The sequence below is a fragment of the Pseudomonas izuensis genome (genome assembly GCF_002356535.2).
GTDB classification, from domain to species: domain Bacteria; phylum Pseudomonadota; class Gammaproteobacteria; order Pseudomonadales; family Pseudomonadaceae; genus Aquipseudomonas; species Aquipseudomonas izuensis.
Genome location: NZ_AP017423.2, coordinates 1,677,577 through 1,699,225, shown reverse-complemented (window position 1 = coordinate 1,699,225; position 21,649 = coordinate 1,677,577). Strand labels below are relative to the sequence as shown.

Below are 21,649 nucleotides of genomic sequence, written 5' to 3'. Positions count from 1 at the left end.
GATCGATCAACCCGCGATGACGCGGTCGGCCGAGAGCTTGCCGGCGCCTTCGCTCAATACCGCGATGCTGCCACCGAGCAGGGCCAGGGCGAACTCGTAGCCGTTGTTGGCCATGAACAGCCCGTGACTGATGTGCACCGAGAAGATCGCTACCAGCGAAAGAACTATCAGACCCAGCGCTGCCGGGCGAGCCAGCAAGCCAATGATCAGTGCCAGACCGGCGAAGAACTCGATACCGCCCGCCAGTGTCGCCATCAGGTAGCCCGGCGTCAGGCCGAGGCTTTCCATGTACTGCGCGGTCCCGGCCAGGCCGTAGCCACCGAACGCCCCAAAGAGTTTCTGCGAGCCGTGGGCGGCGAAGATGATGCCGACAAAAATTCGCAGAACGGTCAGGCCGTAGCCAGCGCGGGTAAACAGAACCTTGTTGATCAGTGTGCTCATGCTGTGTCATCCATTGTGAGAGTGTGTGGGTTGGTCGCCATATTAATCAGTAAACATCATATTTAAAGCGCAAAAAACCGCTATAACACTTCAGTTTATTCGATCATTTGCGCAGGGCGACCTTTTGCCCCTGGGGCTCCAACGACTCTCGCTCCCGATCGAACGCCAGGTAATACTTGTTCACGCTATTAACATAGCTGACAGGTCCCATTCCCACCTGTTCCATGGCGACACGCTCGACCTGGAAGAACCACTGATTCGGATTCAAGCCCCGCCGCCGCGCCTCGGCGCGCATTCCCTGAACCCGCTCCGGGCCAATGTTATAGGCGGCCAGCACGAAGGCCATGCGCTCGCGCTCGTTGAGTTTGGGGCTGGCGAAGAACTTGCGGCGAATCATTGCCAGGTACTTGGCCCCGGCCTGCACATTGGCATCGAGATCCTGAATGTTGTTGACCCCCACCCGCTGAGCCGCCGACGGTGTGATCTGCATCAGGCCGGTCGGGCCGCTGCCACTGCGGGCCATGGGTTGCAGGGCGGATTCCTTGAACGCCAGTGCTGCAAGGTTCAGCCAGTCCATACCTTGGGCATCGGCGTGTTTCTGTAACACCGGGCGAAGTTTTTCCAGACGCTGGCGGTCGGCCTTGGCCAAGGGATAGTGCACTTGATAGAGACGCCGATAGATCCGCAGGAAAGCCGCATCCTGGTCCGACGGTTTCTTGTAGCCACTGAGGAAGCGATCAATGCTCGCCCGCAGCATCGACGCATCGCGGCGCACGAACCAATACTCCTCGCCCGGCTCGCTGATCAGCACCTGCCGGTCGAAACGCAACTTGGGCAGGATCTTGCCCCAGCGCTCGGCAATTGGCTGCTCGACGATGGTCAGGTGAAAGATTCCGCCCTGGACCATCTCCAGCACGTCCTCGACGGCCAGGCTCGGGTCAACCCACTCGATATTGACGGGTGGCAGCTTGTGCAGGGCGAGCTTCTGATTGATCTGGCTGACGGCATCCCCGGCCGCGCTGCCGGTGGGTAGGGCCAGGGTTTTACCCGAGAGTTGTTCGAGACGGGTGTATCGACGTTCGCCCTTGATCCCCACCAGCACCAGCGGGATGTTGCTGGCAATCGGTTCACTGGTGCTGACGGCGTACCCCGCTCGCAGATCGAGCAATTCCCCGGGCGCCACCAGATCGCCCTCCCCGCGCTGTAACGCGCCGAGCAGTTGATCCTTGGCCTTGGGGATGATTTTAAGGGTGATTTCCTGACCGTCACGGGCGTGGCCGTTGAGGTATTGCTCGAAAGCGCGCAAGCGGTGGTATTCGACGCCGATGGCCTGGCCCTGCACTTCACCCGAGCTGTTGCGGCTCTGGTTGACCAGTACCCGCAACACGCGACTGTTGCGGATTTCCGTCAGATCGCGCACCTGGGTCGCCGGTACGGCTTGCAGCGGCCCGGGCAGACGCGCAACCGCCGACATCGGCAGCAGCAGCGAACAGCACAGCAGTAGCAAAACCGAGGGACGAATCATCCACTCTCCGGAAAGAATTCGGGTCGACGACATGAGCATTTCATGCAATCAAATGACTGAAGACACAGTGCCTGGAACGCTGAAAAAGTGCGAAAGACTGGCACAGTGATGGCACTTTGACCATCCTGCCCTGCACACGGATCAGGGGCACGGCTCAGAAGACAGCTATAACTCGTTGTAGTTCTTGGCTTTTCTTATAAATCTACAGCTCTGATATGCTTTCCGGCCTTTGGTCCGAGGTAGCACCATGCAACTCATCGATATCGGCGTCAACCTGACCAACCCCAGTTTTGCCGACAAACACCAGGCTGTACTCGACCGCGCCTATGCCGCCGGGGTCTGCCAATTGGTGCTCACCGGCACCAATGTCGAGGGCAGCGAGCAGGCGCTGGAGTTGTGCCGGCAACTGGATGCGAGCGCGCAACGGCTATTCGCCACTGCCGGCATTCACCCTCACGCGGCCAGTGACTGGAATGCCGACAGCGCCCGTCAACTGCGTAGTCTCCTGAAGGAATCGAACGTAGTGGCCGTGGGTGAATGCGGCCTGGATTTCAACCGCGATTTCTCGCCGCGCCCGCAGCAGGAGAAAGTCCTCGAAGAGCACCTGGCACTGGCAGTCGAAATGCAGTTGCCGGTGTTCCTGCACGAGCGCGATGCCAGTCAACGTTTGCTGGAGATCCTGCGCGACTACCGCGACCAGTTGCCGGCCGCGGTCGTGCACTGCTTCACCGGGGAAAAGAAGGCGCTGTTCAGCTACCTCGATATGGACCTGCACATCGGCATCACTGGCTGGATCTGTGACGAGCGCCGTGGCACGCATCTGCATCCACTGGTAAAAGAGATCAAGCGCGGGCGCCTCATGCTCGAAAGCGATGCCCCCTACCTGCTGCCGCGCAGTTTGCGTCCGAAGCCGAAGAATGGTCGCAATGAACCGGCGTACTTGACCGAAGTGTTGCGTGAGGTGGCGTTGCATCGCGGGGAGACTCAGGAAGACCTGGCGGCACACACCACTGCCTGCGCGCGGGCGTTTTACGGGTTGCCTGCCCTCCCCCAGTAAACACAAATTTCCCTTGTGGGAGCGAGCCAGCTCGCGAAAGCGGTGCAACAATCAATGTAGAAGTTGACTGATACACCGCATTCGCGAGCAGGCTCGCTCCCACATTGATCCACATCAAGAATCCATGAGCTGAGTAGCGGCACAATGCTGGCACCTTGCCAAAACTGTTTCCGCTATCAGAGAAGACCTCCATGGGTGCCTGGCTTAGCAATATCTCGCTGAAATACAAATTTTGGGCGGTGAATGCCGTCGCCTTAGTCACCACCCTGCTGCTGGTGCTGTACGCCGTGCAGCTCGAACAACAAGCCCGCTGCCAGGCCGCGCAGGTATCGGCCCAGGTTCAGGCGCGCTTGCTCAGTGCCTGGCCTGCCGGGCAGCCGCTGCCAAAAGCCGAGAACCTGCTGACCTTCAGTCGCGGCCAGGCGCCGGTGTTCAATGGCCAGCCAATACCGGAACTGGCCAATAGTGCAAATGGCTGGGTCAAGATCAACGACCTGCCGATTTTCGGTGACAACCTGTTGTTGGGCGCCGAGGTATTCACACCCGCGGATGGCCAAAAGATTGCGGTGATTGCCCGCGGCCCCAGTCTGAGTCAGGTGTTCAGCGAGCGCTTCGCGAACTATGCCGTAGCGGTGTTCATCCTGATGCTGGCCATGCTGGGCGCGTCGCAATTGTTGATCCGTTTCCTGCTCAGCCAGCTCAACATGCTGAAAGACGTGATGCTCCATGTCGAGAAAACCGGCGACCTGTCGGCCCGCGTCCCCCTGGCGTGCAGCGACGAAGTCGGGCAAATGGCCAATGCCTTCAACGCCATGCAGGCTGGCTATCAGCGGGTGGTCAATACCGTCGCCAGCACCGCCCGGCAACTGGACGAAGGTGCCGCGCGGCTGGCGTCGAGCATGAATGAAGTGCGTCACGGCATGCTTGGCCAACAGAGTGAGACCGATCAGGCGGCCACGGCCATCAATGAAATGACGGCCACCGTCCACCACATTGCCCAGCACGCTGGCGCCACCCGCGATCTCTCGCAATCGGCCGATAGCCTGGCCGGCAGCGGGCAGGCAGTGGTCATACGCGTGCAGCAGTCGATTGCCGGGCTGTCCACCGGTGTACAGCAAACCGCCGAGATGATTCAGCGACTGGCCGAAGACAGCCAGAAGATCAACGGTGTGGTCAATGTGATCCACAGCATTGCCGAGCAGACCAATCTGCTGGCGCTGAACGCGGCAATCGAAGCGGCGCGGGCCGGTGAAATGGGGCGTGGCTTTGCCGTGGTCGCCGATGAAGTGCGCAACCTGGCCAAGCGTGTGCAGACGTCCACCGACGAGATCACTGTGATGGTATCGGCGTTGCAGGCCGGAACGCGGGACGCCGTGGACTTCATGCAGGAGAGTTCGTTCAAGGCCGATGACTGCGTGCAACAGGCGCAAGAGGCTGGCGCGGCGCTGGCACAAATCACCGGCGCGGTGGCGCAAATGCGTGAAAGCAATACGCAGATTGCGGTGGCGGCCGAGCAGCAAAGCCAGGTGGCGGAGGAGATGAACCGGGCGGTGGTGAGTATCCGTGATGTGACCGAGAACACCGTGCAGCAGACGGTCGGCTCAGCGACTACCAGTCATGAGTTGGCGGTGTTGGCCGGGGAGTTGAGCAAGGCCATAGGGCAGCTCAGGCTGTAAGGACCCCATCGCGAGCAGGCTCGCTCCCACAGGTCGATCACTATTCCCTGTGGGAGCGGGCTTGCCCGCGATGGCGTCATCAAGGTCAACATCAATATTGCCCATGACCCCTATCACTCCGATAGCCAACCTTGATTCGCCGCCTGCATTTACCGCGCCTATCCTTCAATCATGTGTTCAACATGGACTTGAGGATCAGCATCATGGGCAAACGTCATCCCAACCTTCCCGCCTGGCAATGGCGTGCCTACCCGAACAATCACCAGCACCCGACCAATCTGGTGTTGCACCTGATTGCCGTACCGCTGTTCATCGTGGCATTTCTGTTGATTGTTTGCGGGGTGTTCAACCTGAATCTGGCGAACCTCGCCATCGGCGTCATCGGTGTGATCGCAGCGCTGGGTTTGCAACGTCACGGTCACAGCCTTGAAGCGCAAGCTGCCGAGCCGTTCAGTGACCGCAAAGACGCGGTGTCGCGCCTGATGGTCGAGCAGTTCCTGACCTTTCCGCGCTTTTTCCTTAGTGGAGGCTGGTGGCGCGCCTGGCGTGAGCGCCACCGCCGTCATTGATCAGGCGTGTACTGATCAGGCAAACACTGTGACCGTCTGCCGGCTCATGGCAATCAAGCGGCCTTCCACATCCCACAGCTTCGCCGCCGCGTGGCCGTAACCGTCGGCGGCGTGCTCGGTTTCCACCAGGTATTTGCACCAATCCAGTGTGCTCAACTCCAGTAAGGGCTGCACGAATTCGATGGTCCAGGTCAGCGTGCTGCCCATGGCCGGCTTTTTCAGAAACGGCATCACGGCCGGTGGCCAGGCGTCCACCAGCGCCAGAATATGCGCTTCGCTGACCGCCTCTTCCTTCACATCGCCGCGCAAACGCGCCCAGCCACCCATTTGGCGTGAGGTGCTACCGGTGAACGGCATTCCGCCGACACTCCAGCGCATCGCCAGATGGCGCATGAACTCCGGAATGACGCCTTCAATGAAAGGCAGCTCCTGGCAGTCGTCCCAATGTTTCATCTCTGGCGCAGGGTGCGCCGACACTGCGACCTCAGAAGGCCGCGAGGCGCCGAAGCTGCCCTGGATCAAGGTCACCACCTGGCCGTTCTGCACCGCCCGGCCCAGCACCTGGCTGACTGCCTTGCCTTCACGCAACACATCGACTTCAAAACTGACAGGCACTTCAGGTTCGACCGGTCCGACGAAGGTGATCGCCAGCGAGCGCACCGGACGATCCGCCGGTACCTTTGCGCGCATGGCTTCGTACTGCAAGGCGGCCACCAGGCCACCGAAACTGGCTCGCCCTTGCGCCCATCCTGCCGGGATAGACAGCTCCAGCGGCTGGCGGCGGACGGCGTCGAGCAGATCGGAAAAGCGCATGAAAACCTCAAGGACAGGAAAACGATGAAGGGATCTTAACCAGACGGCGAAGGCTGTACAGCGCCTATTCCGGCCAAATGCACTGACAGAAGGGCCGCTCAGCCCCCCATGCCATACACAATCCCCTGTGGGAGCGAGCCTGCTCGCGAATGCAATTTATCTGCGAAAACGATGGCAGCTGATACACCGCATTCGCGAGCAGGCTCGCTCCCACAAAGGTAAATGGGGAGTTTTCAGGATTTGAAGCAGGCCTTGTCGAGTTTGTCGAGGACCCGGTCAGCACGCTGTTCAGCCTTGACCATGGCGGTTTTCCACTCCGCGACACAAGGCTGCAGATCCGCCTCCTGCTCCGCGATGGCCAACCATTGCACGCAATCATGCCAGTCGCCCAAAGCCCCCTGGGCCGCCTTGAGCCTGGGCATTGCCGCGTCCGGCAAACGGTTCAGCTCGGGATAGGCTTCGATACCATAGCGAACGCGTTTGATCAGCAGACGCAAACGATGACGGTCGTGGGCCGGGTCGTGCAGGGCCTTGTCGAGTTTCTTCCATTGCTTGGCCAGGCGTTTTTCGATGAGTTTGCCCAGTCCGTTGAGCAGTTCTTGACGCTGGGCTGCCCGCAAAAAGCGTGGAAACGCATCGAGGATCAACAGTAACTGCGTGAGTTCCATGCTCGTCGCCACGGCCGGGTAGGCCTGAGCCATCTGGACCATGCGGCGACGCGCGGCCTCAGGCTGACCATGCTGGAGCAGGTACGCCGCCAGCACTTCGCGATCGCGCAATGGGGTGGTCAGGTCGCCAACGTGGGATGCCGCCGCCTCCAGTTGTTCAACGCCGGGCAAGCCGCGCAATGGCCGCAGCAGGCTGCGCAACCGGCGCACCGTGGTGCGAAGATCATGCAAGGCTTCAGGATCGGTACGGGCACTCAAGCGGGCCTGAATAGCCAGCAGACGGACTTCCAGACCCAGGACATGGGCCACCAACCGATTGATCATGGGGGGAGCACTCCGTAATCAATACCAATCTGTAGGAGCTGGCTTGCCAGCGAAAGCGACCTCAAGGTCGCGTGATCGTTGCGGTCATTTCGCCAGCAAGCCGGCTCCTACAGGATTAGCAGTGTTTTTAACGCCCCGCTCTCGACTCGCGAATATAAAAACGCGCCTTCTCGGCTTTCTTGGCGCAGCCCTCGAACCCTTCGAATTGCTGCTGGGTCTTGGCTGCGGTCAACAGCGACAAGGCCTTGGAGTAGCTGACGGTGCCGGCGAAACCCTCGGCCTTGGCCAGGTCCAGTTCATGCCACGCCGCATCGAGCCCGCTGCCGCAGCTGTCGCGATAGGCGGTTTTGCCGGCACAACCGGCGAGTACCAGGGCAATCAATGGCACACAGATCCAGGCTTTCATTACTTACACCTCAAAGATAGGAAACAGTCATGCAGGTAGGACGGTGTGGCGCGGGAAAAGTGCCGTCCATCGCCTGCGCAAACTATAGTGCTGGCGAGAATAATCAAGTGCCGCCATAAGCTGTCGAAAAAACGACGCACTCACTCCACCGAGCGACCTCAACGATTGAAGCGCGGCCCTCGATGGGTGCATTGTTGAAGCATTCGAACGAGGGCGATTCATGAAAAAGCGTGTCGCACTGGTGTTGGGCTCGGGTGGAGCCCGGGGTTATGCCCATATCGGCGTCATCCAGGAGATCGAGCGGCGGGGCTACGACATCGCCTGCATCGCCGGTTGCTCCATGGGGGCGGTAGTCGGCGGGATCTACGCTGCCGGCAAACTGGATGATTATCGCGACTGGATCGAGAGCCTGGATTACCTCGACGTGTTACGCCTGGTGGATGTCAGTTTTCGTCTCGGCGCGATTCGCGGGGAAAAGGTGTTCGGGCAGATCCGCAAGATCGTCGGCGAGATCAATATCGAAGACCTGCGCATTCCCTATACGGCCGTGGCCACCGACCTGACCAACCAGCAGGAAATCTGGTTCCAGGAAGGTTGCCTGCACCAGGCCATGCGGGCCTCGGCGGCGATACCCAGTCTGTTTACCCCGGTGATGCAGGGCAATCGCATGCTGGTGGACGGCGGCATTCTCAACCCGTTGCCGATCGTGCCAGTGGTATCGAGTCATTGCGACTTGATCATCGCGGTCAACCTCAACTCCACTAACCAGCGTCACTATAAGATGCCGGTGATCCAGCGGCCCGCCGCGTTCAAGACCCGATTCGACAACCTGATCAGCTCGCTCGGCTCGAAGATGCCGTTCCGGCGCACGCAGGCGGAACAATTACTCAAACTGGAAAAGGAAGCGATGTTGGCGGAGGCAGGCGAGATCAACCCATGGATCGAATCCGCCGAACCCGAAGCCCAGCAACCGGCCGCCGCCCCTGAACGTGACGGCGCGCCAAAATCGGCCACCGGTTCGTTCATCATCGACAACGTCGGGCCGGCGTCCTTGCTGGACTTGATCAACCAGAGTTTCGAGGTGATGCAGACCTCGTTGGCGCAGTACAAGATCGCCGGGTATCCGCCGGATATCCTGATCAACGTGCCGAAGCGGGTGTGCCGGTTTTTCGAGTTTTACAAGGCGCCGGAGCTGATCGCGCTGGGACGGGAGATTGCTCGGGATACGCTGGATCGGTATGAGAACGATCGGGATTCCTGATGTTTCTCGGGTGAATTAGCGGGCCCCATCGCTGGCAAGCCAGCTCCCACAAGGATTGTTGGCGGTCACCCAAATGGTGTGAACACCGACGAACCCTGTGGGAGCTGGCTTGCCAGCGATGGGGCCGGTCCATTTAGCACAAATCTAAAGGCTACCCTCACTCAACAACCGATACCCCACCCCCGCTTCGGTGACGATAAACCGCGGCTGCGTCGGATCATCCGCCAGCTTCTGCCGCAAATGCCCAACCACAATCCGCAAATAATGGCTGTCTTCGGTATGGGTCGGGCCCCAGATGTCCTTGAGCAGTTGCTGTTGGGTGATGACCCGCCCCGGATACCGCGCCAGTTGCGCCAGCACCGCGTATTCCTTGCGCGTCAGTGCGACTTCGCTGCCATCGAGCATCACCCGGCGATACGCCAGGTCTACCGTCAGCGGGCCGAAGGTCAATGCCGCTTGTTGCGCTTCGCCCACCGGGGCTTGTCGCAACAGCGCGCGTATCCGTGCCAGGAATTCCTGAATACCGAAGGGTTTGGTCACGTAGTCATTGGCGCCGCCGTCCAGGGCTTCAACCTTCTGCCCTTCGCCGGCACGCACCGAAAGCACCAGCACCGGCGCCATCGACCACTCGCGAAACTCACGCAACACCTGTTGGCCGTCCATGTCCGGCAACCCCAGGTCGAGCACCAGCAGGTCCGGTTTATTCAGCGCGGCCTGGGCCAACCCTTCGTTGCCGGTGCCCGCCTCCAGCACCTTGTAACCCTGGGAAACGAGGCTGATGCGCAGGAATTTGCGGATCTGCGGTTCGTCGTCGATGACCAAAATGGTCGCGGTCTGGCTCATGGATTCATATCAACAAGGAGAATTGGCAAAAGAGTAACGCAAGCACGATCAGGCTTCACCTTCGTACCCCGGCTGCGCCTGCAATGGCAGATGCAAGGTAATGCAGGTGCCGCGCCCTTCGATACCGTCGGCGACACTGATCCGTCCGCCATGGGCACCCACCATTCCCTGACAGATCGCCAGCCCCAGCCCGGTCCCCTGCCCGCCGCGATCACCGCGGGCGGCGGTGTAGAACATGTCGAAAATTTTCTCCCGCTCTGCCTCCGGAATCCCCGGCCCTTCGTCACTCACCGAGAAAAACAACTCAGTGTCGTCAGCCCCGGCGCTCAATTGCAGGCGCCCATGGGAAGGCGAGAATCGCGCGGCGTTTTCCATCACATTGATTAACGCCTGCTCGATCAGCGCCGCATGGACGAACAGCAGCGGCAGCTCCGCCGGCACTTCGATGCTGACCTGCAATGGCGCCAACACCGCGCGCAGGCGATTGAGCGCACTGCCGACGATGTCCGCCGGCGATACCCAGTCCCGCGCCAGCTTCAGGGCGCCGTGACCGAGGCGGGTCATGTCCAGCAGGTTCTGGATGTAACGGTCGAGGCGTTCGGCTTCATCGCGGGTGCCTTCAAGCAGCTCGCGGCGATCCTTCAGCGGGATCGCTTCGCCGAGGGCCAACAGGCTGTCGATGCTGCCGCGCATGGACGTCAGCGGGGTGCGCAAATCGTGGGACACCGAGGCCAGCAAGGCGCTGCGCAGTTGCTCGGTTTCACCGTGCAGCCGCGCCGCCTCCAGGTCGTCGGCCAACTGCGCGCGGGCCAGCGCCTGGGCCAGCGGCTGGCTCAACGCGGTCAGCAAGCGCCGGCGTTGGCCGCTCAGGGTCTGCCCCTCTTTGGCACACACGCCGAGCAGCGCCAGCGGTCCATCTTCCACCGACAATGGCCACCACCACCAACGCCCGAACGGCAGAGTACCGGTGCCCGCCCCTGCCGGTTGATCGTGTTGCCAGGCCCAATCGGCGGCGGCGCGTTCGGCTTCGGAGAACTCCAGCGGACCACCGGTTTCGACTTTCCAGCCACTCTGGCCGTCGCGATTGAGCAGGCACAGTTGTAGATCGCTCCAGCCATTAAGGTGTTGGGCCGCCGCGCTGATGACCGCCTGACGGTCGGTGGCGGCCGTCAGTTTGCGCGACAGGTCGAGCAGTTCGGTGGTTTCTTCCTGGGTGTCGCGCAGAGCCTGCAATTGCCGCCGTTGCCGCGCCGCGAGGTTACCGGTGAGGGCCGCCATCAGCAGGAAGAACAGCAAGGTCAGCACGTCTTCTTCGCGCTGGATCCTGAAGGAAAAATTCGGCGGGATGAACAGAAAATCGTAGGTCAGAAACGACAGCGCGGCGCAGGCCAGCGCCGGGCCGAGGCTGCTGCGCACCGCCACCAGCAATACGGCGGCGAGGAACACCAGCGAGATATTCGGCAGCGGCAGGACACTGGCCACGGCCCATGCCAAGGCACTGGCCAACACCGTCGCCACCACGGCCAGGGCATAGTCGAACCACACGAGCGGCTGCATCGAGCGTTGCCGTGGCTGATGCTGTTCATGGTCGCTGTCGAGCACATTGATTTCCAGGCCACTGGCATTGCGCAGCAATCGCGCCGCCAGGCCACCGCCAAACAGACGCCGGCGCAAACGCGGCCGGGACTGGCCGACCAGTACCAGGCTGGCGCGACGCTCGGCGGCATGCTGGATCAGGGTCTTCGCCACCTCCCCGGCGCGCAGCAACACCACTTCGCCGCCCAGGCGCTCGGCCAGTTGCTGGGCACTTTGCAAGCGCAGGCGCGATTGCTCGTCACGCACGCTGCCGTTGTCCACATGCACCAGGCTCCACGGCAAATGCCGACGCTGGGCGACGCGACTGGCGTGACGCACCAGACGCTCGGCCTGGGTATCGCCATCGACACCGACCAGCAGTCGACCGCGCACCGCCGGTGCGGCCTGGCCAAGCTGACGATACCCCTGGGCCAGATCGTTATCGACCTGGGCCGCCGCAGTCTGCATCGCCAGCTCCCGCAACGCGGTGAGGTTGGTCTGGGAGAAGTACGCATCGATCGCCGCCCGCGCCTGCTCCGGTACGTAAACCTTGCCGTCGCGCAGGCGCTCAAGCAGCTCCCGTGGCGGTAAGTCGATCAACAGCAATTCGTAGGCTTCTTGCAGCACCCAGTCCGGCAGGGTTTCGCGGACCTGCACGCCGGTAATACCACGCACCTGATCGTTGAGGCTCTCCAGGTGCTGGACGTTGACCGTGGTGTACACATCGATGCCGGCGGCGAGCAGTTCCTGAATGTCTTGCCAGCGTTTGGCGTGGCGGCTGCCCGGTGCGTTGGTGTGAGCCAATTCGTCCACCAGCACCAGTTTCGGTTTGGCCGCGAGTACGCCATCGAGGTCCATTTCTTCGAGGGTCACACCGCGGTATTCCGAGCGCACCAGCGGTTGCTGCGGCAAACCGCCGAGCAGTGCTTCGGTCTCGGCGCGGCCATGGGTCTCGACCACGCCGGCGATGAGCTTCACGCCCTGACGCAGTTGGGTATGGGCCGCTTGCAGCATGGCGTAGGTCTTGCCGACTCCGGGCGCGGCGCCGAGGAAAACCTTGAGCCGGCCACGGCCATCGCGGGGCAGGTTGGCTAACAGTGCGTCGGCGCGGCCGGAGTCGCTCATGCTTGGGGATCTCTTTTTTCAGGTGTTGATTGAGTGCCTGTCAGGCCGTCTTCGCGAGCAGGCTCGCTCCCACAGGGGCACGCATTCCAATGTGGGAGCGAGCCTGCTCGCGAATGGCCGCGCCGCCGATCTAGAGCTTTTCCAGCGCCAGATTCAACTCAAGCACATTCACCACCGGCGGTCCCACCAGTGGCCGCTCGATGTGCGCGTCCAGCAGGTTTTGCAGAGTCGCCACCGGCAGGTTGCGCGCTGCGGCGACACGCGCCAGTTGATAGGCAATTGCGGCTGGTGGCAAGTGTGGATCGAGGCCACTGCCGGAAGTGGTGACCATTGCCAATGGCACCGGACCCTGGCCGGGCACCTGCAATTTGTTGGCGTCGTCGAACACGCGAGTGGCCAGGGCCGGGTTGCTCGGCGACAGGTTGCTGGCGCCGCTCGACACGGTGGCAAAAGCACCGGCCGATGGGCGTGGGTGGAACCAGGCGTCACCGACGAAATCCTGGGCAATCAGCGAAGAGCCGCGGACCTTGCCATCGGCATCGCGGACCAGGCTACCGTTGGCCTGATCCGGGAATGCCACCTGGGCTACGCCGGTGACCACCAGGGGATAGGCGACGCCGGTGATCAGGGTCATCAGGACCAGCAGGCTCAGGGCCGGACGTATCATTGTGGACATTTCAAAATCCTCGAATTCGGTAAACAAATACGGCGTTCAGTCAGATGCATCGTGTCGTGTTCTTCGCGAGCAGGCTCGCTCCCACAGGGGGACGCATTCCAATGTGGGAGCGAGCCTGCTCGCGAAGGCGGTGTGTCTGATACATCGCCGCACAAGGTCAAACCAGATGCATCGCCGTCAACAGCATGTCGATGGCCTTGATGCCCACGAACGGCACCAGAATCCCGCCCAGCCCATAGATCAGCAGATTGCGTCGCAGCAATGCCGCCGCGCTCGCCGCCTGCACCCGCACACCACGCAGCGCCAGGGGAATCAGCACGACGATGATCAGGGCGTTGAACACGATCGCCGAGAGAATCGCGCTCTGCGGGCTGCTCAAGTGCATGATGTTCAGCACGCCGAGTTGCGGGTAGATCGCGGCAAACAGCGCCGGCAGGATCGCGAAGTACTTGGCCACGTCGTTGGCGATGGAGAACGTGGTCAGCGCACCGCGGGTCACCAGCAATTCCTTGCCGATCTGCACCACGTCCAGCAGCTTGGTCGGGTCGCTGTCGAGGTCAACCATGTTGGCCGCCTCGCGCGCGGCCTGGGTGCCGTCGTTCATCGCCATGCCCACGTCAGCCTGGGCCAGGGCCGGGGCGTCGTTGGCGCCGTCGCCGCACATGGCGACCAGGCGACCGTCGTTCTGTTCATGACGAATGCGCGCCAGTTTTTTCTCCGGCGTGGCTTCGGCCAGCACATCGTCCACACCCGCTTCGGCGGCAATCGCCGCGGCGGTCAGCGGGTTGTCGCCGGTCACCATGACCGTGCGGATCCCCAGTTTGCGCAATTCGGCGAAACGTTCACGGATGCCGGGCTTGACCACGTCCTTGAGATGGATGGCGCCAAGCAGTTTGCCGTCGGCGCACACCAGCAACGGCGTGCCGCCACTCTGGGCAATCTTGTCGATTTCCCGGGACAGCGACGCAGCCAGGTCGGCGCGTTTGAGGCCGACGAACGCCAGCAGCGAATCCACGGCGCCCTTGCGATACACGCGGCCCTGATAGTCGACACCCGACAACCGGGTTTCGGCGCTGAATGGCACGGCCGTCAGTAATTCGCTGGCCGGCTCAGGCTGCGGTTGAGTGCCACGCAGGTATTCGACGATGGATTTACCTTCTGCCGTGTCATCGGCCAGCGAGGCAAACAAGGCGCCCTCTGCCAGCTCCCTGGCGGTTACGCCCGGTGCCGCAATGACAGCGGTGCAACGACGGTTGCCGAAGGTGATGGTGCCGGTCTTGTCCAGCAACAGGACGTGCACGTCCCCCGCTGCTTCCACGGCGCGGCCGGACTTGGCGATCACGTTCAACCGCACGAGGCGATCCATCCCGGCGATACCGATGGCGGACAACAAACCACCGATGGTGGTCGGAATCAGCGTGACCAATAACGCCACCAGGAACACCAGCGGCAGGCTGCCATTGGCAAAGTGCGCGAACGGTTGCAGCGTGACCACGACCAACAGGAAGATCAGGGTCAGGCCGATCAGCAGAATGTCGAGTGCCACTTCGTTCGGGGTTTTCTGCCGTTTGGCACCTTCGACCAGGGCAATCATGCGGTCCAGTGTCGACTCACCGGGGTTGGCGGTGATCTTCACCAACAGCCAGTCGGACACCAACCGGGTATTGCCGGTGACGGCCGAACGATCGCCGCCGGACTCACGAATCACCGGCGCCGACTCACCGGTGATCGCCGCCTCATTGACCGCGGCGATGCCCTCGATCACTTCGCCGTCACCCGGGATCATCTCCCCGGCTTCGACGCGTACCACATCGCCCTTGCGCAGGCTGGTGGCCGGCACCACTTGAAAGGTGCCGTTGCTGGTTTTGCGGCGGGCACTCAAACCTTCGCTACCGGCCTTGAGGCTGTCGGCGCGGGCCTTGCCCCGACCTTCGGCCAGGGCCTCGGCGAAGTTGGCGAACAGCACGGTGAACCACAGCCACACGGCTATTTGCGCGGCGACGAAGGTCGGCACCACGGTATCGGGAATGAAGCACAGCACGGTGGTCAGGACCGCCGTCAGCTCGACCACCAGCATCACCGGCGCGCGCTGCAATTGCCGTGGATCGAGCTTGACGAAGGCTTGCACCAGCGCCGGACGCCACAGGGCCGAGATCGCGGTTTTCGGTTGTTCCGGCGCTTTGGCAGCGACGGTTTTGGTTACAGGCATATTCATGATGGATTCCTTAGAAGCCCATACTCAGGTGTTCTGCGATTGGCCCAAGTGCCAGGGTTGGCAGAAAGGTCAGGCCGCCCACCAGCAAAATGGTCACGGTCAACAGGGTCACGAACAACGGGCCGTGGGTCGGGAAGCTGTTCTGGCCAATCGGCGCGGTTTTCTTCGCCGCCAGACTGCCGGCCAGGGCCATGACCGGGAGGATGTAGCCGAAACGACCGATCAACATCCCCAGGCTCAGCATCAGGTTGTGGAACGGCGTGTTGGCGCTGAAACCACCGAACGCGGAACCGTTGTTGGCACTGGCCGAGGTGTAGGCGTAAAGCAACTGACTGAAGCCGTGGGCGCCGGGGTTGCTCACCGCCGCCACCGGGCCGGGCAGGCTGGCGGCAATCGCGCCGAGCACCAGCACGCCAATCGGCATGACCAGCAAGGTTGCCACCAGCAATTGCACTTCCCTGGCCTGCAGCTTTTTACCGAGGTATTCCGGGGTGCGGCCGATCATCAGGCCGGCGAGGAATACAGCAATCAACACGTTGAGCAACATGCCGTAGAGCCCGGCACCGACGCCGCCGAAGATCACTTCGCCGACCATCATGTTGACCAGCGCCACCATGCCGCTGAGCGGGTTTAGGCTGTCGTGCATGCCGTTGACCGAACCGTTCGAGGCCGCCGTCGTAGTCACCGACCACAGCACGGTGGCAGTAGTACCGAACCGCGCTTCCTTGCCTTCCAGCGGCGCGGTCTGCTCGACGGCGACGTTATTCAGCGCCGGGTTCGGTTGATATTCCGCCCACAACGAAGTGGCGCCGCCGATCAGGAACAGGGCCAGCATGCAGGCGATGATCGCCCTGCTCTGACGCTGGTCTTTCACGTAGTGGCCGAAGGTGAACACCAGTGCGACCGGTATCAGAATGATCGACGCCAGCTCGAACAGGTTGGCCCAGGCAGTCGGGTTCTCGAACGGATGCGCCGAGTTGACACCGAAGAAGCCGCCGCCGTTGGTGCCCAGTTGCTTGATCGCAATCTGGCTGGCGGCAGGACCCAGCGGGATCACTTGATCGACGCCCTGCATCGTCACCGCATTCACGTATTGCGCGAAGGTTTGCGGCACGCCTTGCCACACCAGATACAGCGCCAGCAACAAGCACAGCGGCAGCAAACCGTAGAGGGTGGCGCGGGTCATGTCGACCCAGAAGTTACCGAGGTTGCGGGTGGATTTGCGACCGATGCCACGGCACAGAGCAACCAGTACAGCGAGCCCGGTGGCGGCGCTGACGAAGTTCTGCACGGTGAGGCCGACCATCTGGCTCAGGTAGCTCAGGGATGCTTCACCGCTGTAGGCCTGCCAGTTGGTGTTGGTCATGAAGCTGATGGCAGTGTTGAACGCCAGGGTCCACTCCTGGCCCGGCAAGTTTTGTGGGTTGAGCGGCAAATGGTCCTGAAACAACAGGATCGCGAACAGCAGCAGGAAACCCGCGAGGTTGAAGGCAAGCAAGGCCAGGGTGTACGTCTGCCAGCTCTGTTCGGCCTGCGGATCGACCCCGGACAACCGGTAGCAACCACGCTCGACCGGACCGAGGATCGGCGTCAGCCAGGTGCGCTGGCCCTCCATTACCTTGTAGTAGAAGCGCCCGAGAAACGGCGCCGGGACCAATACCACCGCGAAAAACGCGAGGATCAGCCAATAGTCATAACTGTGCATAGCCGCTCCTAGTTCCGGTCCGCGCGCAACAGCGCAACCAACAGATAAATGAACAGCCCCACTGCCAACAGCAGTGACACCCCGTCCAGAACGCTCATGGAAGATCTCCGTGTTACGGCGTATTGCCGCGTGTGGTTCATTGTCGGAAGGAAGGCTGTAAAGGAACGAGACCGAGGGGCGTGGCGGGGCATAAAGAAAGCGTAAAGAGTGAGTTTACGGAGGGGTTACGCCTGGGTTTTGAAGGGTTTTCTACATCGGCCCTCGTGCCGGTCAGCACTTTGCGCAAGAATGTGGGCCATCGTGCTTATTGCTGGAGAAACACCATGAATGTAATCACCACCGACCTGCCCGGTGTTCTGATCATCGAGCCGAAGGTATATGGTGATGAACGGGGCTTTTTTTACGAGAGCTTCAACGCAAAGGCTTTTGAGGACGCCACGGGTCTAACCACTCAGTTCGTTCAGGACAACCATTCGCGCTCTCAAAAAGGCGTGTTGCGTGGCCTGCATTACCAGCTGGAAAACACCCAAGGCAAATTGGTTCGCGTGACGGCAGGTGAAGTACTCGATGTGGCGGTGGACATTCGCCGCAGCTCACCGCATTTCGGCAAATGGGTTGCTGTACGCCTGTCCGCCGAGAATCGTCGTCAGCTTTGGGTTCCGGAGGGTTTCGCTCACGGCTTCGTGGTGTTGAGTGAATTTGCCGAATTCCTCTACAAAACCACCAACTACTACACTCCGTCGGCTGAGCGCAGCATTCGTTGGAACGATCCGGACCTTGCCATCGACTGGCAACTTGACGAAGCCCCGCAATTGTCCGCGAAGGACCAGGCCGGGCAATTGTTCAAGGACGCTGAAGTCTTTTCCTGAATCCAGGCGCACAATTGAACCACTGCGAAAATTAGTCGCTCAAAAGTGGTAAGCGCGATCGATTGGCAAAACCCGTCAATCGGCCTGCCTTCAAGGAGACTCCTATGCCCTGGTATGCCTGGTTGATTCTGATCGTTGCAATCGGCTCGATCGTTGGCGGCCTGATGATGCTGCGTGACACTGCCAACAAGGTCGAGTTGACCGATGAACAACGTAGACGCGTGGCCGAACGCAACGCGGAAGCGGACGCCAAGGATGCGCAGGACCGCTAGATAAAAAAGATCGCAGCCTTCGGCAGCGCCTGCACGGAATATACGTTTCCCTGTAGGCGCGGCCGAAGGCTGCGATCTTTTTTGCAGTTACTTTTCCCAATCCGCTTTGGCAATGTGCAAGCCATGCAGCCCTTTGTACGCCGCACGCTCCGGCTGGCTCCAGCCCTCCAGCAATGAATCCTCCAGACGATAGATCTCCACCCCTAATGGACGACACACGCTCAGCGGGTCTTGTGCATCCGGCCCCCACATGGCCAGCGACAAATCACCGCCCGGACAGGTCGACAGTGCACACAACAGATCGATCTCGGCAAAAAACTCCAGGTAGTCGCCCTTCTGCGCCGGACAGGCTTTCATGAAGTACATGTCGTCGTGATTCAGTCCCGTGCACTGGAAAATGTTCAGCACGTCATGCACGTCAAATTCGGTCAGGCCATGGGGCAGCACGGCGCGGGTCAGATTGGAATGGCAGTGATGATGGAAATCTTCGCCGGTGAGCATCTTGTTCACATAGGGATCGCAGCGGGTGCCGAGCAAATCGTGCAGGCGCCCCCCATGCTCATCGATGCCGTAACCGGCCAGGCTGTCATCGGTGATGGTCACCAGCGGCCGTAAAAACGGCAGGTTCGACCAGAGCCGGTCATGGGTGCTGACGTGTGCGCCCTGCAATTGTCGGGTGCGCGAAGCCCAAAGCCGTTCGCGCGGATCATGGGCATTCCAGACGTTGAAGTCCCCCACCTGCGGACCGACAGGGGTCGTCACCCTGAACACATGCCCGGCCGGGACTGTCCAGGCGCGGCCAGTGCGAATTGGTACTTCGAAGGACTCGATCAGCGTGCGCCCGTCCTTCGCGTCGCGCACCCGTTCGTAGAAGGCTTTGTCCACCTGCAAGGCCGAGCCTTTGCTGACTTGATAGGCCGCCGGATAGTCTTTGTACATCGCACGAATCCTCGATCAGTGATGGGAATCTGGAACAAGCATTTGCAACAGCAGGTATTCGGAGTCGTCGAGATAACAGCTCATCGCATCCTCGGCGGCGGGCTTGTCACCCTCGACCAGCAACTCATGGATATGTCGGTCGCGAGCCAGCCAGGGCGCCTGGAAACTCGATTCGTCGGGAGCGGTGCAGAACACCAGGCGCAATTGCGCCACGACATTGGTGAAGAACTCATCGAATAACGGACTGCGCAGCAACCCGACGATGTGTTGATGAAAGGCCAGGCTGTGGGTGCCAACCGCGCGCCAGTCTTCGCGCTCCCGGGCCAGTTCGGTGGCTTCGAGGGCTTCGAGCATCCGGTCGGATTGATAGTCGCGCAGTGGGCGACTCGTGCTGATGGCCTGCAATTCCAGTGTGCGTCGGACCTTGAACAGATCCCGCACATCCTCAAATCCCAGGCGGCGTACCATCACGCCTTTATTGCGCACATAACGGGTCAGGCCTTCCTGCCCCAGCCGATGCAAGGCTTCACGAATGGTATTGCGCGAGGCGTTGTAGGCCGATACCAAGTCATTTTCAACCAGCGCCATACCGGGCAGTAGACGACCGCCGATGATATCGGCACGTAACTCCAATGTGATGTGATCGGCCAGGGACAGTCCGCTGTTCATACTCAACGCCTCAGGATTGTTCAACAATCGTCAACTTATGAGTAATCACTATTCATGCCAAGAAATGCGTCCATTTGCGCCCGATTCGACGCATCTGCACGCTTTTTAGAAATAGAAGTACAGTCACCATCCAATTTTCATTGGTTAATATGGCGCATTGATGCGGAGATATCAGATGCGTTACTCGCAGGACCATAAAGCCCAGACCCACCAGCGCATCATCAAGGAAGCCTCAGAACGCTTTCGCCGTGACGGTATCGGCGCAACCGGCCTGCAACCTCTGATGAAGTCGCTGGGACTGACTCACGGTGGCTTTTACTCGCACTTCAAATCCAAGGATGAGTTGGTGGAAAAGGCGTTACAAGCCGCTGGCGATCAAGTCGCCGGGGTGTGCGCCGAGCTGTTCGCCCAGGATCGCCCGCTGCAGGCGTTCATCGATGCCTACTTGTCTGAATGGCACAAGACTTCGCCCCACGAAGGTTGCCCGCTGCTGACCATTTCTTCGGAGCTGGGCTTACGTGGCCAGCCGAGTCCAACCAGCGACGTGGTGCTCAAGGCCCGACTTGACCAGATCGAAGGCACCCTTGAAGGCGAAAACGCCGACGAACGCAGCATTGTCATCATGGCTACGCTCGTCGGCGCCCTGTTGTTATCGCGCAGCGTCGCCGACGTCGAGTTCGCCCGGCGGATACTCGACGTCACGCGCGAACACCTCAACTCACAGGACTAACCCTGCCAGCGCTTGAACAACACGCTGGCATTGACTCCGCCAAACCCGAAGCCATTGGACAACGCGTATTCGATGGCCATCGGCCTGGCCTGGCCATGGACGATATCCACGCCTTCGGTGGCGGGATCCGGATCATCGAAGTTCAGTGTCGCGGGTACAACCTGGTCGCGAATCGCCAGCAGCGTGAAGATCGCCTCAAGCCCACCCGCCGCCCCGAGCAAATGCCCTGTGGCCGATTTGGTGGAGGTCACCGCGATGCCGTTTTGCGCACCGAACAACGCCTTGATCGCTGCCAGCTCGCCCAGATCGCCTACCGGTGTCGAGGTTGCGTGCGCATTCAGATGCTGAACCTGATCCGGTGAAACGCCGGCCTGAGCCAACGCCAACGACATCGCGCGACGCGCACCGTTGCCATCTTCGGGACCCGCGGTCAGGTGAAAAGCATCGGCGCTGGTACCGTAGCCGACCAACTCCGCCAGAGGCTGTGCTCCACGGGCCAAGGCATGCTCCAGGGACTCGATCACCACCAGGCCAGCACCTTCGCCCATGACAAAGCCATCACGGCCACTGTCGAAGGGGCGCGAGGCACGTTCCGGGGTGTCGTTGTAAGCGCTGGACAAGGCGCGAGCGGCAGCAAATCCCGCGAGGCTGACCCGATCGATCGCCGCCTCCGCGCCGCCACACACCGCGATATCCGCTTCACCGGAACGAATCAGCCGCGCCGCGTCACCGATCGCCTGGACCCCAGCCGCACACGCTGTCACCGGGGCACCCAGCGGGCCTTTGAAACCGTGCTGGATCGACACATGCCCCGCCGCCAGGTTGACCAGGAACGAGGGGATAGTGAATGGCGACAACCGCCGCGGGCCTCGGCTGTCTGTCGTGCGTACTGCATCGGCAATTGCACCGAAACCACCCACGCCGGAACCGATGATGGTGGCCGTGCGTTCCTGGGCGTCGGCGGTCTGCGCTTGCCAACCGGCCTGCTCCAGCGCCTGACGCGCCGCTTCCATGGCAAACAGAATGAAGCGGTCCATCTTTTTCTGTTCTTTGGGTGGCGTCGCCAGGTCCGGGTTGAATCCCGCCTCGGCATCGTCCGTCAGGGTCGGCACTGCACCGCCGACCCTGGCCGGCAGATCGGCTACCACTTCGTCCGGCAAATTGCGCAACCCGGAACGCCCGGCCAACAGACGCCCCCAGACCACTTCGACTCCGCTACCCAACGGAGACACCAGGCCCATGCCCGTTACAACCACTCGACGATCGTTCATACCGCAATTCCCCTTGCCGA

21 protein-coding genes are annotated in these 21,649 nt (G+C 61.2%); 7 read left to right on the top strand and 14 right to left on the bottom strand.

Translation table 11 applies throughout. The features are described from left to right. Positions 1 to 6: 6 nt before the first annotated feature. Both LAB08_RS07715 and LAB08_RS07710 read right to left on the bottom strand, forming a co-directional pair. Positions 7 to 441: a DoxX family protein gene (locus tag LAB08_RS07715; protein WP_096512780.1), complete on the bottom strand. Its 435-nt coding sequence runs from the start codon at positions 439 to 441 to the stop codon at positions 7 to 9. A 103-nt stretch (positions 442 to 544) separates the two neighbouring features. Beyond that, positions 545 to 1,966 (bottom strand): MltF family protein, encoded by a 1,422-nt coding sequence (locus LAB08_RS07710; protein WP_096512781.1) that lies wholly within the window; start codon positions 1,964 to 1,966, stop codon positions 545 to 547. A gap of 247 nt (positions 1,967 to 2,213) precedes the next feature. Between LAB08_RS07710 and LAB08_RS07705 the strand changes: the two genes are divergently transcribed. The 3 genes from LAB08_RS07705 (at position 2,214) to LAB08_RS07695 (ending at position 5,268) form a co-directional block, all read left to right on the top strand. Next, entirely contained in the window at positions 2,214 to 3,023 is an 810-nt protein-coding gene (locus LAB08_RS07705; RefSeq protein WP_096512782.1) for a TatD family hydrolase, read from the top strand. 191 nt (positions 3,024 to 3,214) lie between these two features. Beyond that, positions 3,215 to 4,699: a methyl-accepting chemotaxis protein gene (locus LAB08_RS07700; protein WP_096512783.1), complete on the top strand. Its 1,485-nt coding sequence runs from the start codon at positions 3,215 to 3,217 to the stop codon at positions 4,697 to 4,699. A 203-nt stretch (positions 4,700 to 4,902) separates the two neighbouring features. Continuing rightward, entirely contained in the window at positions 4,903 to 5,268 is a 366-nt protein-coding gene (locus LAB08_RS07695) for an Mpo1-like protein (protein ID WP_096515514.1), read from the top strand. Positions 5,269 to 5,283: 15 nt separating this feature from the next. On the opposite strand, the gene LAB08_RS07690 is transcribed toward LAB08_RS07695, so the two are convergent. The 3 genes from LAB08_RS07690 to LAB08_RS07680 form a co-directional block, all read right to left on the bottom strand. After that, positions 5,284 to 6,081, bottom strand: a complete 798-nt coding sequence (locus tag LAB08_RS07690) for an acyl-CoA thioesterase (RefSeq protein ID WP_096512784.1) — start codon at positions 6,079 to 6,081, stop codon at positions 5,284 to 5,286. Between the two features lie 233 nt (positions 6,082 to 6,314). After that, on the bottom strand, positions 6,315 to 7,073 hold the full coding sequence (locus LAB08_RS07685) for a CHAD domain-containing protein (RefSeq protein WP_096512785.1): 759 nt from the start codon (positions 7,071 to 7,073) through the stop codon (positions 6,315 to 6,317). A 127-nt stretch (positions 7,074 to 7,200) separates the two neighbouring features. Continuing rightward, the gene (locus LAB08_RS07680; RefSeq protein WP_096512786.1) at positions 7,201 to 7,479 is read right to left on the bottom strand and encodes a hypothetical protein; all 279 of its coding nucleotides are present in this window, start codon (positions 7,477 to 7,479) and stop codon (positions 7,201 to 7,203) included. A gap of 220 nt (positions 7,480 to 7,699) precedes the next feature. Here LAB08_RS07680 and LAB08_RS07675 point away from each other — a divergent pair, with 220 nt between their 5' ends. Then, positions 7,700 to 8,740, top strand: a complete 1,041-nt coding sequence (locus LAB08_RS07675) for a patatin-like phospholipase family protein (protein ID WP_096512787.1) — start codon at positions 7,700 to 7,702, stop codon at positions 8,738 to 8,740. Positions 8,741 to 8,884: 144 nt separating this feature from the next. On the opposite strand, the gene LAB08_RS07670 is transcribed toward LAB08_RS07675, so the two are convergent. The 6 genes from LAB08_RS07670 to kdpF form a co-directional block, all read right to left on the bottom strand. Continuing rightward, positions 8,885 to 9,583, bottom strand: a complete 699-nt coding sequence (locus tag LAB08_RS07670; protein WP_096512788.1) for a response regulator — start codon at positions 9,581 to 9,583, stop codon at positions 8,885 to 8,887. Between the two features lie 48 nt (positions 9,584 to 9,631). Next, complete coding sequence (locus LAB08_RS07665) at positions 9,632 to 12,283, bottom strand: DUF4118 domain-containing protein (protein ID WP_096512789.1); 2,652 nt, start codon at positions 12,281 to 12,283, stop codon at positions 9,632 to 9,634. A 130-nt stretch (positions 12,284 to 12,413) separates the two neighbouring features. Then, positions 12,414 to 12,959 (bottom strand): potassium-transporting ATPase subunit KdpC, encoded by a 546-nt coding sequence (gene kdpC, locus LAB08_RS07660; RefSeq protein WP_096515515.1) that lies wholly within the window; start codon positions 12,957 to 12,959, stop codon positions 12,414 to 12,416. Between the two features lie 157 nt (positions 12,960 to 13,116). Continuing rightward, the gene (kdpB, locus tag LAB08_RS07655) at positions 13,117 to 15,174 is read right to left on the bottom strand and encodes a potassium-transporting ATPase subunit KdpB (protein ID WP_096512790.1); all 2,058 of its coding nucleotides are present in this window, start codon (positions 15,172 to 15,174) and stop codon (positions 13,117 to 13,119) included. Between the two features lie 10 nt (positions 15,175 to 15,184). After that, on the bottom strand, positions 15,185 to 16,879 hold the full coding sequence (kdpA, locus tag LAB08_RS07650) for a potassium-transporting ATPase subunit KdpA (protein WP_096512791.1): 1,695 nt from the start codon (positions 16,877 to 16,879) through the stop codon (positions 15,185 to 15,187). Positions 16,880 to 16,887: 8 nt separating this feature from the next. Then, positions 16,888 to 16,977 (bottom strand): K(+)-transporting ATPase subunit F, encoded by a 90-nt coding sequence (gene kdpF / locus LAB08_RS07645; RefSeq protein WP_007899818.1) that lies wholly within the window; start codon positions 16,975 to 16,977, stop codon positions 16,888 to 16,890. A 225-nt stretch (positions 16,978 to 17,202) separates the two neighbouring features. On the opposite strand from kdpF, the gene rfbC reads away from it, so the two are divergent. Beyond that, a complete protein-coding gene (gene rfbC, locus LAB08_RS07640) occupies positions 17,203 to 17,748 on the top strand; it encodes a dTDP-4-dehydrorhamnose 3,5-epimerase (protein ID WP_096512792.1) in 546 nt (181 codons plus the stop codon). A 104-nt stretch (positions 17,749 to 17,852) separates the two neighbouring features. Then, on the top strand, positions 17,853 to 18,020 hold the full coding sequence (locus LAB08_RS07635) for a DUF2897 family protein (protein WP_096512793.1): 168 nt from the start codon (positions 17,853 to 17,855) through the stop codon (positions 18,018 to 18,020). Positions 18,021 to 18,107: 87 nt separating this feature from the next. Here the strand turns inward: LAB08_RS07635 and LAB08_RS07630 are convergent, their stop codons facing one another. Together LAB08_RS07630 and LAB08_RS07625 are read right to left on the bottom strand one after the other, a co-directional pair. Next, the gene (locus tag LAB08_RS07630; RefSeq protein WP_096512794.1) at positions 18,108 to 18,959 is read right to left on the bottom strand and encodes an urea carboxylase-associated family protein; all 852 of its coding nucleotides are present in this window, start codon (positions 18,957 to 18,959) and stop codon (positions 18,108 to 18,110) included. 15 nt (positions 18,960 to 18,974) lie between these two features. After that, positions 18,975 to 19,628: a GntR family transcriptional regulator gene (locus tag LAB08_RS07625; RefSeq protein WP_096512795.1), complete on the bottom strand. Its 654-nt coding sequence runs from the start codon at positions 19,626 to 19,628 to the stop codon at positions 18,975 to 18,977. A 175-nt stretch (positions 19,629 to 19,803) separates the two neighbouring features. On the opposite strand from LAB08_RS07625, the gene LAB08_RS07620 reads away from it, so the two are divergent. Next, positions 19,804 to 20,358: a TetR/AcrR family transcriptional regulator gene (locus tag LAB08_RS07620; protein WP_096512796.1), complete on the top strand. Its 555-nt coding sequence runs from the start codon at positions 19,804 to 19,806 to the stop codon at positions 20,356 to 20,358. Here LAB08_RS07620 and fabF read toward each other — a convergent pair. Next, the gene (fabF, locus tag LAB08_RS07615; protein ID WP_096512797.1) at positions 20,355 to 21,629 is read right to left on the bottom strand and encodes a beta-ketoacyl-ACP synthase II; all 1,275 of its coding nucleotides are present in this window, start codon (positions 21,627 to 21,629) and stop codon (positions 20,355 to 20,357) included. The genes LAB08_RS07620 and fabF overlap by 4 nt on opposite strands. Positions 21,630 to 21,649: the final 20 nt, after the last annotated feature.

What these genes read in the sequence shown, in the direction of transcription:
- LAB08_RS07700 (WP_096512783.1), top strand. Translation starts at nt 3,215, where the DNA reads ATGGGTGCCTGGCTTAGCAATATCTCGCTGAAATACAAATTTTGGGCG.
- LAB08_RS07675 (WP_096512787.1), top strand. Translation starts at nt 7,700, where the DNA reads ATGAAAAAGCGTGTCGCACTGGTGTTGGGCTCGGGTGGAGCCCGGGGT.
- rfbC (WP_096512792.1), top strand. Translation starts at nt 17,203, where the DNA reads ATGAATGTAATCACCACCGACCTGCCCGGTGTTCTGATCATCGAGCCG.
- LAB08_RS07690 (WP_096512784.1), bottom strand. Translation starts at nt 6,081, where the DNA reads ATGCGCTTTTCCGATCTGCTCGACGCCGTCCGCCGCCAGCCGCTGGAG.
- fabF (WP_096512797.1), bottom strand. Translation starts at nt 21,629, where the DNA reads ATGAACGATCGTCGAGTGGTTGTAACGGGCATGGGCCTGGTGTCTCCG.
- LAB08_RS07680 (WP_096512786.1), bottom strand. Translation starts at nt 7,479, where the DNA reads ATGAAAGCCTGGATCTGTGTGCCATTGATTGCCCTGGTACTCGCCGGT.
- LAB08_RS07635 (WP_096512793.1), top strand. Translation starts at nt 17,853, where the DNA reads ATGCCCTGGTATGCCTGGTTGATTCTGATCGTTGCAATCGGCTCGATC.
- LAB08_RS07685 (WP_096512785.1), bottom strand. Translation starts at nt 7,073, where the DNA reads ATGATCAATCGGTTGGTGGCCCATGTCCTGGGTCTGGAAGTCCGTCTG.
- LAB08_RS07620 (WP_096512796.1), top strand. Translation starts at nt 19,804, where the DNA reads ATGCGTTACTCGCAGGACCATAAAGCCCAGACCCACCAGCGCATCATC.
- LAB08_RS07705 (WP_096512782.1), top strand. Translation starts at nt 2,214, where the DNA reads ATGCAACTCATCGATATCGGCGTCAACCTGACCAACCCCAGTTTTGCC.
- LAB08_RS07665 (WP_096512789.1), bottom strand. Translation starts at nt 12,283, where the DNA reads ATGAGCGACTCCGGCCGCGCCGACGCACTGTTAGCCAACCTGCCCCGC.
- kdpA (WP_096512791.1), bottom strand. Translation starts at nt 16,879, where the DNA reads ATGCACAGTTATGACTATTGGCTGATCCTCGCGTTTTTCGCGGTGGTA.
- LAB08_RS07710 (WP_096512781.1), bottom strand. Translation starts at nt 1,966, where the DNA reads ATGATTCGTCCCTCGGTTTTGCTACTGCTGTGCTGTTCGCTGCTGCTG.
- LAB08_RS07695 (WP_096515514.1), top strand. Translation starts at nt 4,903, where the DNA reads ATGGGCAAACGTCATCCCAACCTTCCCGCCTGGCAATGGCGTGCCTAC.
- LAB08_RS07625 (WP_096512795.1), bottom strand. Translation starts at nt 19,628, where the DNA reads ATGAACAGCGGACTGTCCCTGGCCGATCACATCACATTGGAGTTACGT.
- kdpC (WP_096515515.1), bottom strand. Translation starts at nt 12,959, where the DNA reads ATGTCCACAATGATACGTCCGGCCCTGAGCCTGCTGGTCCTGATGACC.
- LAB08_RS07670 (WP_096512788.1), bottom strand. Translation starts at nt 9,583, where the DNA reads ATGAGCCAGACCGCGACCATTTTGGTCATCGACGACGAACCGCAGATC.
- kdpB (WP_096512790.1), bottom strand. Translation starts at nt 15,174, where the DNA reads ATGAATATGCCTGTAACCAAAACCGTCGCTGCCAAAGCGCCGGAACAA.
- kdpF (WP_007899818.1), bottom strand. Translation starts at nt 16,977, where the DNA reads ATGAGCGTTCTGGACGGGGTGTCACTGCTGTTGGCAGTGGGGCTGTTC.
- LAB08_RS07715 (WP_096512780.1), bottom strand. Translation starts at nt 441, where the DNA reads ATGAGCACACTGATCAACAAGGTTCTGTTTACCCGCGCTGGCTACGGC.
- LAB08_RS07630 (WP_096512794.1), bottom strand. Translation starts at nt 18,959, where the DNA reads ATGTACAAAGACTATCCGGCGGCCTATCAAGTCAGCAAAGGCTCGGCC.